Annotated in this window: 15 protein-coding genes; 3 read left to right on the top strand and 12 right to left on the bottom strand. The window is 61.5% G+C overall.

The window, feature by feature from the left end; genetic code table 11:
- Window positions 1–42: 42 nt before the first annotated feature.
- The 12 genes from H2509_RS10690 to H2509_RS10635 all read right to left on the bottom strand — a co-directional run bounded on the left by H2509_RS10690 (window position 43) and on the right by H2509_RS10635 (window position 11,646).
- Entirely contained in the window at window positions 43–300 is a 258-nt protein-coding gene (locus tag H2509_RS10690) for a helix-turn-helix domain-containing protein (protein WP_182165053.1), read from the bottom strand.
- 145 nt (window positions 301–445) lie between these two features.
- Window positions 446–1,375, bottom strand: coding sequence for a c-type cytochrome (locus H2509_RS10685; protein WP_182165051.1), 930 nt, complete (start codon window positions 1,373–1,375; stop codon window positions 446–448).
- A gap of 23 nt (window positions 1,376–1,398) precedes the next feature.
- Window positions 1,399–1,845 carry a c-type cytochrome gene (locus tag H2509_RS10680; RefSeq protein ID WP_182165049.1) on the bottom strand — a complete coding sequence of 149 codons (447 nt, stop codon included), beginning with the start codon at window positions 1,843–1,845 and terminating at the stop codon, window positions 1,399–1,401.
- 175 nt (window positions 1,846–2,020) lie between these two features.
- Complete coding sequence (locus H2509_RS10675; protein WP_182165714.1) at window positions 2,021–2,536, bottom strand: MarR family transcriptional regulator; 516 nt, start codon at window positions 2,534–2,536, stop codon at window positions 2,021–2,023.
- Between the two features lie 420 nt (window positions 2,537–2,956).
- A complete protein-coding gene (locus H2509_RS10670) occupies window positions 2,957–3,883 on the bottom strand; it encodes a DMT family transporter (RefSeq protein WP_182165047.1) in 927 nt (308 codons plus the stop codon).
- A gap of 2 nt (window positions 3,884–3,885) precedes the next feature.
- Window positions 3,886–4,842, bottom strand: coding sequence for an NAD(P)-dependent oxidoreductase (locus H2509_RS10665; RefSeq protein ID WP_408022674.1), 957 nt, complete (start codon window positions 4,840–4,842; stop codon window positions 3,886–3,888).
- 107 nt (window positions 4,843–4,949) lie between these two features.
- A complete protein-coding gene (locus tag H2509_RS10660; RefSeq protein ID WP_182165043.1) occupies window positions 4,950–5,834 on the bottom strand; it encodes a phytanoyl-CoA dioxygenase family protein in 885 nt (294 codons plus the stop codon).
- 25 nt (window positions 5,835–5,859) lie between these two features.
- A complete protein-coding gene (locus tag H2509_RS10655) occupies window positions 5,860–7,383 on the bottom strand; it encodes a UxaA family hydrolase (RefSeq protein WP_182165041.1) in 1,524 nt (507 codons plus the stop codon).
- 215 nt (window positions 7,384–7,598) lie between these two features.
- Entirely contained in the window at window positions 7,599–9,203 is a 1,605-nt protein-coding gene (locus tag H2509_RS10650) for a TRAP transporter large permease (protein ID WP_182165039.1), read from the bottom strand.
- A 16-nt stretch (window positions 9,204–9,219) separates the two neighbouring features.
- The gene (locus tag H2509_RS10645; RefSeq protein WP_182165037.1) at window positions 9,220–9,804 is read right to left on the bottom strand and encodes a TRAP transporter small permease subunit; all 585 of its coding nucleotides are present in this window, start codon (window positions 9,802–9,804) and stop codon (window positions 9,220–9,222) included.
- A 74-nt stretch (window positions 9,805–9,878) separates the two neighbouring features.
- A complete protein-coding gene (locus H2509_RS10640; RefSeq protein WP_182165035.1) occupies window positions 9,879–10,901 on the bottom strand; it encodes a TRAP transporter substrate-binding protein in 1,023 nt (340 codons plus the stop codon).
- 184 nt (window positions 10,902–11,085) lie between these two features.
- Window positions 11,086–11,646 carry a gluconokinase gene (locus tag H2509_RS10635; protein WP_328805050.1) on the bottom strand — a complete coding sequence of 187 codons (561 nt, stop codon included), beginning with the start codon at window positions 11,644–11,646 and terminating at the stop codon, window positions 11,086–11,088.
- A 164-nt stretch (window positions 11,647–11,810) separates the two neighbouring features.
- Here H2509_RS10635 and gntR point away from each other — a divergent pair, with 164 nt between their 5' ends.
- From gntR to H2509_RS10620, 3 genes are all read left to right on the top strand, one after another.
- Entirely contained in the window at window positions 11,811–12,866 is a 1,056-nt protein-coding gene (gene gntR / locus H2509_RS10630) for an HTH-type transcriptional regulator GntR (RefSeq protein ID WP_328805049.1), read from the top strand.
- A 165-nt stretch (window positions 12,867–13,031) separates the two neighbouring features.
- Window positions 13,032–13,781: an SDR family oxidoreductase gene (locus tag H2509_RS10625; protein WP_182165031.1), complete on the top strand. Its 750-nt coding sequence runs from the start codon at window positions 13,032–13,034 to the stop codon at window positions 13,779–13,781.
- 38 nt (window positions 13,782–13,819) lie between these two features.
- Entirely contained in the window at window positions 13,820–14,668 is an 849-nt protein-coding gene (locus tag H2509_RS10620; protein ID WP_182165029.1) for a fumarylacetoacetate hydrolase family protein, read from the top strand.
- Window positions 14,669–14,697: the final 29 nt, after the last annotated feature.

Genomic DNA, 14,697 nt, shown 5'->3' with positions numbered 1-14,697 from the left:
CGGCGATCGCCGTCGCGGAATGCGACACTCTCTTGGTCTGATCTACGTGCCGTTAGGCTCCTTCAGCCTGACGCCACGTCCGCCGCTCTCGCTTCGTGCACTGTCGTAGATGAGCTCGACGCCGGCCCGATCGAGCGCGGTAACGACCTTCATCAAGGTATCGACAACGCCGCGCACGTTCCCCTCGCTCTTCTCCATGCGCTGGATGGTCGGTAGCGAGACACCCGCCAGTTCGGCAAGAGTTCGCTGATCGATCCCGAGAAGGGCGCGGGCTGCGCGAAGTTGTGCGGCGGTGATCATGCTTCAAGTCTCATATCACGATACTGATGTATAAAATATCAATAATGGAGGATCATATCTCTTTTATAGGCATCGGCCGCCACCAGTATTCGAGCCAGCGCTTGCACGGCGGCCTGGCTGGGGCGTCCGGTTAGGAATGCAAGACTTATTGAGCTGCGGGTGCAGGGGATGAAGGTAGGGGCGGGATCGCCTTCAGGTAGGCGGCAATGGCCTCCCGGTCGGCCGCCGGCACACGGGACCAGTTGTCCTGGACCGAGGTCATGCTGCCGCCGACGGAATCGAAGTCCGGTGTGAATCCGGTTTCCAGAAAATAGGCGATGTCGTTGGCTGCCCAACTGCCGATGCCGTCGCCGTCGGGCGTGATGTTGGGAACGCGGCCGTCTCCGCCCTCCGGATCGGGCGCGCCGGCCATCCAGCGCATCAGGTTGAGGCCGCCGATGAAGTCGCGGGGAGTGTGGCATTCCGCGCAGTGACCCGGCCCTTTTGCAAGGTAGGCACCGCGTTCGACGATCGGATCGCCGCTTGCCGTCTGAGGCAATTCAACGTCGAGATAGAGCATCTTCCAGACGCCCACGCCGGCGCGAATGGAGTAGGGAAAGGCAAGCTGGTGATCCCCAACGGCATTTTCCGAGGAGGGCAGGGTATCGAGAAACGCCTTCAGGTCGATCAGGTCCTCGAACCGCATGGTACGATAGGAGCCGTAGGGAAAGGCCGGATAGTAGTGGCGGCCGTCCGGCGACGTACCCTTGACCATGGCGGTGACGAAATCCGCGGTCGACCAGTTTCCGATCCCGGCTGTCTTGGAGGGCGTGATATTCGGAATGCGGAAGGTGCCGAAAGGCGACTTGAGATCGAGCCCGCCTTCCAGCAGCAACTTTGCCTCGCCCTTGGCGCCGGGCGCGGCGTGACAGGAAGCGCAGCCGCCCGCCCAGAACATGACCTCGCCATTGGCCAGGTCCGGCGAGTGCTCCGGCAATGCAGCCGCATCGATCCGTTCCGGCCGGGTGAGCCAGAGCCCTGCTGCGATAACAAGCAGGATGAAGCCCAGAATCCGGCTGAACGTGCGCCTGCGCATCCCTTGGTCTTTCCGTTTCGCGATCAGTTTTTCTTCACGCGATAATTCTCATGGCAGGCCCGGCAGTTTTGCGCAACGCTGCCGAAATTCGCCTTCAGGCTATCGAGTCCTTCCTTGGAAGCGGGGATCGCCGCGAGAGCCGACTGTTCCAGCTTGAGCGCGACGGCGTCGAAGCCGGCCTTGTCTTCCCAGATCTTGGGCGAAGCTTCCGTATTGGCCCCTTCGCCGCTCCCTTCGGGGAAAAGGTCCACGTAGCCGACTGCCGATGTGAAGATCACCCGCATGGCGAGTTCGGCGGTGATCGGGTCGTAGGGCAGTTCACCCTTGACCATCTTGCCGAGGGTGCCCGTGGCGAGGCCCACCGACTTCATCAGGTTTTGCCTCGTTGCCACCGGATCGTCGTTTGCAAATGACGATCCGGCCATTGCGGCCATGCCGATCGCGAAAACAGCGAGCGCTTTCTTGAACATCCAGAACCTCCGCTTTCCGGGTCGCGGCGAAAAAGCCGCCCACCCGATGATTGCCCCTTGGGCAGACTGTTCCAGCGGTGGCCTGCAACGGCAAGACGGAGCCGCTCACGACTGCGTGAGGTAGCGGGCCGCGTCTATACGCGAGGGGTAATGGACGAACTGATGCGGTTGCCTCTCAGAGAAGGTCGAGTTTTGCCAGTTCCCCGCGATGGAGGTTGGTTGCCCAGGCAACTTCGAGCCGACGGAGGGTGTCGATCGTGTTTTCCAGCGCCTTCTGTTCGTTTTCGGTGCGTACGATCGTTCTCTGGTAGGCCGCATCCGCGCTCTCGACGGCAAGGCAGAGCTGGCGTCCTTTTTCCGTTAGGCGGATGCGTGCCGAACGCCTGTCGCGCTGCGATGCGGTGCGATCGATGTAACCGGCCTGTACGAGCTGCTTCAGATTATAGGAAGCGTTGGAGCCAAGGTAATGGCCCCGATCCAGCAGGTCGCGGACAGAAAGCTCATAGTTGCCGATCGTGAACAGCAGCATCACCTGCGCCGGACTGATATCGTCCGCGCCGATGCCGTTTAGTTCAAGGCGCAGCTGGTCGAGATACCGCCGGTGCATCCGTTCGATGATACGGACGAGCTCCAGATGGGTCGCCGATGGGCGCGTGTCCTCGCTGCTGCTTCGGATCTGGCTGGAAGACATTCTGCCGCCCCAATTTTCTTCTTCGCCACTCGCATCTTTTGCAGCCGCTGCCGCGCTTGCCGTAGTCTTCTCCATCGACCTCGCTTCTCCAGGCTCAGTTCGTTCAAAACTCAAATTAATTTCGAATAATTTTTAAAACAAATTGATTAAGTAATATGTATAGTTTTATATTTTAACCATATCATTGCGACTAAACGCATTTTGTTCCGGATTCGTTTAGTTACAATGGCACATAATATTAGATCAGTCTCTATAAGCTAGTGACTTTCATATGGAAAACTTGTGTCGTTTTCGGGGCATTCTGGTTCTGGAGTCAGCTTGTCGCGAGTTAAGCTTTTGTGGCAAGTACGGGCACTGCGTGAACCGCCGGAGGGGCGGCTGGCGCGACAGTGTGCAGTGGAGAAGGATGGCCGGAGGTTGCTAACCGGCTTCCGCGGGCCTTGGAGCCCGCCGGCTGCGGCTCAGCATCCGTTCCCGAAACCAGATGAAAAGCCCCGCCGTGACGATGATTGCGGCACCCGCCACGGTCCATCTGTCGGGAAGGTGGTCGAAAATGGCATAGCTCCACAGGCTCAGGTAAATAATAAAGGAATAGGTGAAAGGGGTGAGGGTGCTGGCGGCGGCGAAGCTGTGCGCGCGCGTCAATAACTCATGCCCGAACCAGCCGAAGACGCCGAGCAGGATCATCAGCGTCCATTCAATACCGGTCGCCGGGCTTTGCCAGACCGAAAAGGCAAGCGGTGCAAGCACGAGCGTGCCCACGAAGCCCGCGTAGAACTGCAATGTCCCGGAGGCGACGATCCCGGCAAGCTTGCGGGTCAGGAGCGTGTATAGCGCGAAACAGAAAGCACCCGTGAGCGACAGGAAAACCGACCAATGGAAGCTTTCGTCGAAGGGGCGGATGGCAACCAGGATGCCGCAGAATCCGACCATGATGGCCGACCACCGCCAGATGCCGACCCGCTCACCAAGGAGGGGGCCCGACAGTGCGCAGATCAGGATGGGCGCGGAAAACAGTATTGTGGATGTCAGCGTCAGCGGCAGGTAGCGGACGGCAATGAAATTCAGAACCGTGGACGCTACCAGCAGCAGCGCTCTCAATAGAACGAGGAACAGTTGGTCGGTTCCGAAACGGCGGAAGTTCAGTCCGCCGCGGCCAATCAGCGCCAGGGACAGCACGAAGTGGCCGAGATAGCGCATAAAGGACAGTTGCATCGCCGGGATGCCGGCAAGCACGAGCCATTTCGCGCTCGTATCGATGCAGGAAAAGACGGCATAGGCGAAAAGCATCAGCGCGATGCCGAGCATCGGACGATCCTCGTTCGCCCTCGCCGTCAATCCCGCCATCGTCAATCGGCCTTGAATTCGCCGGCGTAGAGGGCGGCAAAGAAGTCGACCAGCTCCGGCACCATTCGGTCGCCGAAATTGCAGGCAAGCGCCAGCGAGAAGGCCTGTTTGGTTGCCGGCGAGACCAGGCTTGCGGCGCCGGCTTCCTCGGCCATTGCCGAGTAGTAGCCGACGTCCTTGCGTGCGTTGCGGATGGAGAAGGCCAGCTTGTCCTTGATGCCGTCCACGGCATTCGCCTTGATGAAATCCATCATGCCGGAGTGAAGCGGGCCGGCCGACATGACATTGTAGAGCTTCTCACGTTCCACGCCGGCCAGATCGGCAACGGCGAATGCTTCCGAAAGCGCCGACACCATGGTCATGGCAAAGAAGTTGTTGATCAGCTTGATCGTGTGGCCGGAACCGAGCGGCCCGAGGTGAAAGACGTTTTCGCCGAGATCGTCGAGTACTGGGCGGACCTTGTCGAAGATCGCTTCCTCGCCGGCGCACATGATGTTGAGCTTGCCGTCCACAGCATGCGCCGGCGTGCGGCCGAGGGGAGCGTCGAGATAATGCGCGCCGCGCGCGGCAACCGCCTCGCCGATCCGGCGAGTGGAACCCGGCAACGACGTGCCGAAGTCGATGGCGATGGTGCCCCGCCGAAGGCCGGCGATCACGCCGTCGTCGCCATACATGCGCTCCTCGACAGACGCGGATGTGTCGACGCAAAGCATGATCACGTCGCTTCTTGCCGCCAGCTCGCGTGCGGTCGTTACCTCGGTAGCTCCCCGCGCCACTGCCTTTTCGACATTGGCGCGGGAGCGGTTGGCGAGCACGGTCATCGTGTAGCCGAGATCGATGAGGCGTTGCACCATGGCGGAGCCCATCAGGCCGAGGCCGATGAAACCGATGGCCGGTTTGGTCATTGTTCTTCTCCGTTTCGCGGCTGCTCTTGGCGGGTTTCGCGAGCGGGCGCAGATGAAGTATGAGCACCCATGCGGCCCGCCGCTTGAATTCGTATTACTTATTCGGCCTGAGCTTCAGGCCGCAAGGCCAAACTTAACCGATGCCCGGACCGCCTTATTCCTCATGAGAAGGCCCGTTTCTTCAGTTGCGACTGTATCTCGTAGATTGAGCGGTTGTTGCCGGGTTGCGGTTGCGGAATGCGGACGGGGATCGGTGCCAGCCTTGGCTCCAGGGTCGGCCTTCCGCACAAAAGCCTCGAATTGTAGTCGTCGATGGACTCGAACTTCGTCATCGACCCCATGATGGGGAAGGCGTCTGCCGCCATCATCTCGTAGAAAAGCAGGCGGCGGTCGCGGGACGAGCGGTTCTGCGCCGATCCATGCACGATCCGGCCGTGGTGGATCGAAATAGATCCGGCAGGGCCCGTCAGCTCCACCGCGTTCTTCAGGTCATATCCATTGGCTTCGAGATCGATGGCGCCGGCAAAGACGCCATCCACGTGGTGATCGTGGATCGGCCCCTTGTGGGAGCCCGGAAAGACCATCAGCGGCCCGTTCTCCGACACCATGTCGTCGATGATCACGCCGACGGCCAGGACGTCGTCATTGGTGTGCGGGTAGAAGGCAAAATCCTGATGCCACTCGATCGCAGCCCCGTAGCCGGCCGATTTCATGTTGAGCTTCGTCGTATGCAGGCGGATATCCGGCCCGATCAGGTCGCGAACCGGTGCGAGGATATGGTCGGAGTGCATCAGCGAATTCACGACCTCGCTGATCGTATGCGGCAGTTTGATGCGGCGGACACGCGGGCTCTCGGGCGTGTGGCTGTCTTCCAGGTCGAGCCGGTCGTTGGACTGGGCAAGGCCGCGCGCCTCTTCCTGGAAGCGGGCAATTTCGGTGCGGATCGCGGCGATGATGTCGTCCGGAACCTGCTTCTCCAGCAGGAGGTAGCCATTTTCGTTGTAGAAGGAGACCTGAGCCTGGCTCAACGCTTCAAGCTGGCGCATCGCATTCCTCCCTTCGACTATCCGATTACATCGTCGCCCCGATCTGCCAGGGAACGAACTCGAAATCGCCGAGGCCCTGCAGTTCCGATTTGGACTGCTCGCCGGAAGCGACGCGCAGCAGGAGCTCGTAAATCTCGCGGCCCTTTTCCTCCAAAGACACACCATCGGACAACATGGCGCCGGCATTGACATCCATGTCTTCCGTCATGCGGTTGTACATGTCCGTGTTGGTGGCGATCTTGATGCAAGGCGCAGGTTTGGACCCGAAGGCCGATCCGCGTCCGGTGGTGAAGGCGACGAGGTTGCAGCCCGAGGCGATCTGTCCGGTGACCGAGGCCGGATCGTAGCCGGGCGAATCCATGAAGGTGAAGCCCCTGGCAGTTACCGGCTCGGCATATTTGTAGACGCCCGTCAGCGGCGTGGTGCCGCCCTTTGCGGCCGCACCCAGCGATTTTTCCAGGATCGTCGTCAGGCCGCCCTTCTTATTGCCGGGCGAAGGATTGTTGTCCATCGAGCCCTTGTTGCGCTCGGTATAGTCCTCCCACCAGCGGATTAGCTTGATGAGCTTGTCGCCGACCTTGCGATCGACCGCGCGCTGGGTCAGCAGGTGCTCGGCGCCGTAGATTTCCGGCGTTTCGGCTAGCACGCCCGTCCCGCCCTGCGCGACGATCAGGTCGCAGGCATAGCCGAGCGCGGGATTGGCCGTGATCCCGGACCAGGCGTCGGAGCCGCCGCACTGCAGAGCGACCTTCAGCTCTGAAGCCGGACAGGGCACGCGCACCGCCTTGTTGGCTTCCGGCAGCATGGCGCGAACCTTCTCGATGCCGAGCTCGACCGTTTTCCTGAGGCCTGCCACGTCCTGGATGTTCATCGTCTGGAACAGCGGTCCGCGCTCGATGCCATAGGCTTCGAGCAGCCAGTCGATCTGGTTCATCTCGCAGCCGAGACCGACCATCAGGACGCCGGCGTGGTTGGGATGGCGTGCATAGCCCCACATCACCCGCTGCAGCGCGTCGAAACCATCGCCGGAACCGGCCATACCGCAACCGGTACCGTGAACGAAGGCCACGACCCCGTCGACATTCGGATATTGGGCGAGTTCTTCCGGTCCGAAGGCGCCTGCAATCTTGCGCGCCGCCGTCGCCGAGCAGTTCACCGAAGTGAGGATCGCGATGTAATTGCGTGTGCCGACAGACCCGTTGGCGCGACGATACCCCATGAAGTGATCGCGGCTTTCCTCCGGTACCATCGCGACGGGACGAAGGTTGGTCGAGAATTCATACTCCGCCGCCACATTGCGGAATTCCACGTTATGCGTGTGCACATGGGCGCCCGCCTCGATATCCGCCGAGGCATAGCCGATCACCTGCGCGTATTTGCGCACGGCTTCTCCCTTGCGGATGGGCTGGGTGGCGATCTTGTGGCCGCGCGGGATCAACGCTCGCGGTGTCACGCTTTCGACCATCGCTCCCGCGTCGAGCGGCCTGGTTGCGGTGACGACATTATCCGAGGCGTCGAGGCGAACGAAATTGGCGGCGGTGCTGCTCATGGACCTACCCTGGTGAAGGCGGCATCGGGAAATGGGCCAGCCCGGCGTTTCAGCACCGGGCTGTAATCTCTTTCCGTAACGTCCCTTGCTATTTAACCCCGCTAGAGCATATCCCGCCAAATCTGAATCGGATTTGGCGACGAGGATATGCTCAAAGCATTAATCCTGGAGCGATTTCTTATCACGAAAGCGATCCCGCTTTCGTGGAAAGCGCTCTAGGAGCGGAAGAACATGGTCAGTTCCGGGAAGAACAGGATCAGCATCAGCACGAAAAGCTGGATGCAGATGAAGGGCATGAAGCCGCGGAAGATATCCGGCAGCGAGATATGGGCCGGCGCCACCGACTTCAGATAGAAGGCGGCCGGGCCGAAGGGCGGCGACAGGAAGGACACCTGCATGTTGACGCAGAACAGGATGCCGAACCAGACCGACACGAAGCGCGGGTCGGCGGCAAGCGGCCCCAGCAGCCCCAGTTCCTCGACCGGTAGCTTTAGTACGATCGGCAGGAAGACCGGCATCACCAGAAGCACGATGCCGACCCAGTCCATGAAGGCGCCGAGGATCAGGAAGATCACCATCATGACCAGCAGGATGCCGAGGGTGGGCAGTTCCGCTCCCACGATCAGGTTCGCCACATAGGTCGGCCCGCCGGCAATCGTATAGGCGCCCGCCAGCGCGGTGGCGCCGAAGGTCACCCAGATTATCGTGCCGGTCGACTTGAAGGTGCGCATCAGGGCTTCGCGCACGAGCGTTACGGAGAATTCTCCCCGGACGATGATGAGGAAGAGCACTGCGACGGTGCCCATGCCAGCGGCTTCGGTGATGCCCGTGACGCCGCCATAGATGGAACCAAGCACCACGAAGACGACCATCAGGGGAGCAATCAGGCCCTTGCTCATTTCCCAGGTGCGGGAGGTGATTTCCGAACCGAAGAACACGCGCGGCGCCCCGACACCGGCAACCAGCATCGCCGCGTATTGGAAAACCTGCCCCTGGCTATAGGGGAGATAGTCATCGGGCTTTAGCAGCGACAGGGAGTTCTGCACCTCGATCATCGCCGCATGGGCAAGGATGCCGCCTCCACCGATCGCCGCCAGCCAGCCGACGAAGGTGACGAAGCAGAGCGTCTTCTTCGCGGTCGGCAGGTCGTCGTCGGACGGTTCGGGAAGCGGCGCCTGGTCCGGGTTCAGATTGGTGCGGACGATGATGTAGACGATGTAGCAGCCGGCGAGGATGAAGCCTGGCACGAAGGCTGCCTTGAACAGGGCGTGGATCGACGTATCGGTAATCAGGCCGTAGAAGATCAGCACGATAGACGGCGGAATCATGGTGCCGAGCGAGCCGGACGCGCAGATCGTGCCGATCGCAAGGTTCTGATTGTAGCCCAGGCGCAGCATCTGTGGCAGGGCGATGAGCCCGAGCAACACCACTTCGCCACCGATGATGCCCGACATCGCCGCCATGACGATCGCCATCATCGCCGTGACGATGGCAATGCCGCCGCGGGTGCGCGAGAGCCAGAGATTGAGGCTCGAATACATGTCGCGGGCGATGCCTGATCGTTCAAGCAATGTCGCCATCAGGATGAACAGCGGCACCGAAATCAGCACGTAGTCGGTGGTCACGCCGTAGAGGCGCTGCGCGAGCACGTTGAGGGGGCCGGTGCCGAAAGTCGAGAATAGCAGGTCCGGGCCGAACTTGAGGACGAGAACGACGACGGCGAGGAAGCCGGAGGCAAAGCCGAGGGGCATGCCGATCGCCAGAAGCAGAAGCATCCCGATAAGCAGGATGAGTGAGATGGTGCCGATATCGAGACCCATGTTGCCGATCCGTCCTTCAGGCGTTCTTGTTGTTTTCGGTTGTGCGTGCCCTGGCGACCAGATCGTCCTCGACCGGGATGTCGATGTCGTCTGCAACCCCGTGCGGTTCGGGGCCGCGGTTCCAGTCGTGGATCAGGTTCGAAAGCGCCTGCAGGGCGAGGAATACCAGCGTCAGCAGGATCAGCGGCTTCATCGTCGCCGGGATCGGCGGATCCCAGGCGGTGCCGAAGCGCTCCCAGCGCATCAGTTTCGCATAGGCCTCGCCATAGCCGCCCCAGATCACCGCGCCGGCGAAGATCCAGATGCAGGCTACTGAAAGAATGTCGAAGACGCGTTGCAGCCAGCGGGGCACCACATCGTAGAGAATGAAGATGCGGATATGGCTGCGCTGCTGCATGGCGTAGAGGCCGGCGGTGAGATAGATCGCGCCCGCGACCCATAGCGACAGTTCGTTCGCCCAAAGGGTTGGCTTTACAAAGAGATAGCGTACCACCACCTCGTAGAACATGACGCCGACCACGAAGGCCGGTGCCCACATGGCAACGCGGCTGAAGCTCCAGGTAATGAGATCGACTATGCCGGTCCGCTCGTGTTCGACCATCGCGTCCTCCAGCGCTGCCCGTCTTCTTGCAAAAGGCGGCCGCGAGATGCCCGCGACCGCCTCGGATGGGGTCTTTAGTTGACCAGCAGACCGAGCTGCTTCAGGTAGGCCTTGTGGCTGTCGACGAGGAGGCGCGCTTCCGGCGTCTTTTCAGCCCAACCTTCCCAGGCCTGCTGGGCAGCCTTGCGGAACGCGGCGCGGTCCTCGGCAGACCAGTCGGAGATGGTCACGCCCTTCTCCGGCAGCGAGGAAGCGGCTTCCGCGTTCTTCTTCTCGAAGGTCAGCGCGGTCTGGAGGGCCAGCTTCTCCATGGCCGTTTCCATGATGCGGCGGTGCTTCTCGGGCATCGCGTCCCACTTGGCCTTGTTGCAGGCCAGGTGATCGGACGGCATGGAGTGGAAGCCCGGGAACGTCGCATATTTCGCGATGTCATAGAGGCCGAGGCCAACGTTGTTGGCGAGACCCGAGGCGTCCGCGCCATCGATGATCTTCGTCTCGAGTGCGGTGAAGACTTCGGTGAAGTCCATCACCACCGGCTTGGCGCCGAGCGAAGCGAAGATTTCCGTCTCCAGGCCCGGAGGCGAACGGAACTTCCAGTCCTTCAGGTCCTCGATGCCGGCGATCGGCTTGGTAGAGGACAGGGATTCCTGACCGTAGATCCACCAGCCGACGAGCTGCATGTCGTACTTGTTGTAGAGCTTCTGGGCCGTTTCCAGACCGCCGCCATAGTAGAGCCAGGACAGCTGCTGGTAGGGGGTGTCGTAACCGCCCATGATGTCGCCGATGAACTGGAAGGCCGGGTTCTTGCCGGTCTGGTAGGCGCCGCCCGTCATGTCGCAGTCAAGGATGCCGGTTGCTGCGGCGTCGAAGGTCTCCACGGACTTCACGACCGAGGACGAGTAGAACATCTCGATCTCGATCTCGCCGCCCGACATCACCTGGACATCGTCGACGAACTGCGCGGCCAGCTTGCCCGACGGCGTTTCCGGCGCATAGTGCGTCTGGATGCGCAGGTGGGTGGTCTCGGCGAGCGCTGCCCCCGACATCATCATGCCCAGGGCGGTAAACGCCAGGAGCGACTTTGCCAATTTCCTCATTTCAGCTTCCTCCCGTTGAAGTTCCAGTTTCATGCCGGCAAGAGTGAGGGTAGCTGACACCCGCACCAGCCGATTTCACGCGCATTGGACAGCGATGCCGTGCGCGCGCGCCCCAAAGACGTACAGGATCCCCGCAGGTCAGCCTGCAGGTTTCCCCATTCCGGCACAAGAGGTCGAACGTGCCTCATGCGCCGCTATCCGCGCTTGCGGATCTCGCGCGGCGATCCGTTTGCAGTCTGCCGCTGAAATATGCCCTCGCCGTATTCAGGATAGCAGCTTCGGTCCCCGAAATGTCGAGCACGAGGACGTCGCCCTCGTCCGCCCGCGGCGCCTCGAGGTCCCTCAATTGGCTGTCGAGAAGCCTGGCAGGCATGAAATGTCCTTCGCGCTGTTCCATGCGCGCGCGGATCAACTCGCGATCGCCCGTCAGATGGATGATCGCCAGATCACCGAGACGCTGGCGCAGAAGATCGCGATAACGCTTCTTGAGGGCGGAACAGGCGATGACGACGGGCGCATTGTCACTTTCATGCGCGGCAAGTGCGCCGGCACAAATGCTCTCCAGCCAGGGCCAGCGGTCCGCGTCGCTCAGCGGGCGTCCCTGCGCCATCGCACGCACGTTCTCTTCGGGATGAAAATCGTCGCCTTCAAGGTAATGCGCGCCCGCCATGTCGGCCATCGCGCGGGCGACTGTCGTCTTGCCCACGCCGCAAACGCCCATCACCAGAACGAAACCAGCGCCCACGCATCCTCCCGCAATTCCACACCCTCTCTTTTCGGAGGGTCGGTCGCCCCTGAAGCTCTTGGCGAGATACGGTCCTCCTGACCGTTTCCCACCTTGCCTTGTGAGCTGCTTCTTGCAACGACGATGCTTTTGGTCATAAATGATTGCGCTAACATTCGTCAAGTGTGGCTGAGAGGCATCTGAAGGGCCGAGCGGAGTTCAGCGTGCGAAACACAAGGAAATCCGGAAAGGTAACCCTTGCTGACGTAGCCCGGGCCGTTGGTGTTAGCGCGATCACTGTTTCACGCGCATTGCGCGAGCCGGACAAGGTTTCGGCTACGCTTCGGCAGCGAATTGATCATACAATTCGGGAGCTTGGCTACGTTCCCGACCCGGTTGCGCGCGCGCTGGTGACGGGTCGTACGAACATTATCGGAGTCATCATTCCCTCCGTCACCAACAACGTCTTCGCGGATGTCCTGCGCGCCGTCTACGACGTGATCCGGATGACGGATTTCGGCATTCAGCTCGGCAACTCGCGTTATTCGCTGCTGGAGGAGGAGAAGCTGGTTCGTCTCTTCCTCAGCCAGAAGCCGGCGGGGCTGATCGTGGCGGGCGTCGATCAATCAGAGGCCACCCGCAGCCTGCTTGTCGAAGCGTCCTGTCCGGTGGTGCAGATCATGGAGGTGGGCGACGACCCCATCGATATGATGGTCGGCTTCTCCCACTACGAGGCCGCCCGCGCGGCGACGCGACATCTGATTGATCGCGGATATCGCCGACCTGCCTTTGTCGCCGCGCGCATGGATCCGCGCTCGCAGCGCCGGCTGCAGGGCTTTCGCGAGGAGACGGAGGTCCAGGGACTGTTCGACGAAACGCGCATCATCACGACGCAGCGGCCATCGTCGGTCGCCATGGGTGTCGAGCTTTTCGGCGAGCTCATGTCGGTTGCCCCCGATGCGGATGCCGTCCTGTGCAACAATGACGACCTTGCGCTCGGCGTTCTGTTCGAGGCGCAGAGGCGCCGCTTCCGCGTTCCCGACCAACTCGGAATCTGCGGCTTCAACGATCTCGAATTCTGCGCGGTGGCAGAACCATCGATGACGAGCGTACGGACCTTCCGCCATGAAATGGGCGAGCGGGCGATCCGCATGCTGGTGTCGGCGATCGAGGGCAAGCGGCCTGAAGAAGCACTTGTCGATCTCGGATACGAGGTCGTCCATCGCAGGAGCACGCGGTAGAGTGCCTTGCGGAATGGTGACGTTGCGAAAGTTTGCCTCGGAAAATCGAGTTGGCGGTCTTTCGCCGATGTGTCGCAATAAATATGACTAATGCGATTTCGCCACCGGATGAAGATTCGGCCGGCGCCGGCGGAGCGCGATGTCATTGAGAGACGGGGAGTGATCATGATTGCGGCAGGACGCTTGGCGGGCAAGCGCGCGCTTGTGACGGCTGCGGGGCAGGGAATCGGCCGTGCCGCCGCGCTTGCGATGGCGCGTGAGGGAGCAACGGTCTTCGCCACGGATGTGAACGAGGCGGCGCTGGCGGATCTCGTAAAGGCCGGACAGCCGGGGCTGGAAGCGTGGCGCCTCGATGTGCGTGACGATGCCTCGGTGCGCGAAGGCGTCAACAAGGCCAGGCCGGACATCCTCTTCAACTGCGCCGGTTTCGTGCACAACGGCACCATCCTCGACTGCACGGATGAGGAGTGGGATTTCGCCTTCGATCTCAACGTGCGCTCCATGTTCCGCACGATCCGTGCGGCGCTGCCCGGCATGCTGGAGCGCGGTCAGGGCTCGATCATCAACATGTCGTCGGTCGCCTCTTCGGTGATCGCCGCGCCGGGCCGTTTCGTCTACGGCACGACGAAGGCGGCCGTAGTCGGGCTCACCAAGTCGGTCGCCAAGGATTTCGTGACGAAGGGCATTCGCTGCAACGCGATTGCTCCGGGAACGGTCGACAGTCCGTCGCTGCATGATCGCCTGCGGGCGACCGGGGACTATGAAGGTGCAATGAAGGCCTTCGTCGCGCGCCAGCCGATGGGACGCATCGGCAAGGCGGAAGAAATCGCGGCCCTTGCCGTCTATCTGGGCTCCGACGAAAGCGCCTTCACCACCGGCCAGGTGCATGTCGTGGACGGCGGCTGGGCCGCGTGACGGCCTCATAAAGTTTTGAAAGGGAAGGAAGAAATTCGATGAAACTGGTTCGCTATGGCGCGGCGGGCGCCGAAAAGCCCGGCCTGATCGACGCGAAAGGCGATTTGCGCGATCTGTCCGCGCATGTGGACGATATTGCTGGAGAGGCCTTGTCCGACGCCACGATTGGCCGTCTGGCGGCTCTTGATCAAGCCTCACTGCCACTCGTGCCCGGCAATCCGCGCCTTGGTCCGTGCGTCGGCAGCATCGGCAAGTTCATGTGTATCGGCCTGAACTACTCCGATCACGCGGCGGAAACGGGTGCTGCCATCCCCGAGCATCCGATCCTCTTTATGAAAGCGACTTCGGCCGTCGTCGGCCCGAATGATACCGTCAGCCTGCCGCGCGGTTCCGAGCACTCGGACTGGGAGGTGGAGCTTGGCGTGGTGATCGGCAAGCCGGCCAAATATGTAAGCAAGGAAGACGCGCTGGATTACGTCGCCGGCTATTGCGTCATCAACGACGTTTCGGAGCGCAAATTCCAGACGCAACTCACGGGCCAGTGGACCAAGGGCAAGTCCTGCGACACTTTCGGCCCGATCGGACCCTGGCTCGTCACTCGCGACGAGATAGAGGATCCGCAATCGCTCGCCATGACGCTGGACGTCAACGGCGAGCGCCGGCAGACGGGCAACACGGCGACCATGATCTTCACCGTGGCCGAGATCGTCTCCCACCTCTCCCAGCTCTTCACGCTGCAACCGGGCGATGTCATCTCCACCGGCACGCCTCCGGGCGTCGGCATGGGCATGAAACCGACCCCGGTCTACCTCAAGGCCGGCGACGTAATGGAGCTGTGGATCGAAGGTCTCGGCTCGCAGCGTCAGAGCGTCGTGATGGACGCCTGACCTTCTGACAAATTGCATGGCGAAACCGC

The organism is Stappia albiluteola (assembly GCF_014050225.1).
GTDB classification, from domain to species: Bacteria; Pseudomonadota; Alphaproteobacteria; order Rhizobiales; family Stappiaceae; genus Hongsoonwoonella; species Hongsoonwoonella albiluteola.
Note: the sequence above shows the minus strand (reverse complement) of the source record. Positions and strands in the feature narration are given on the sequence as shown.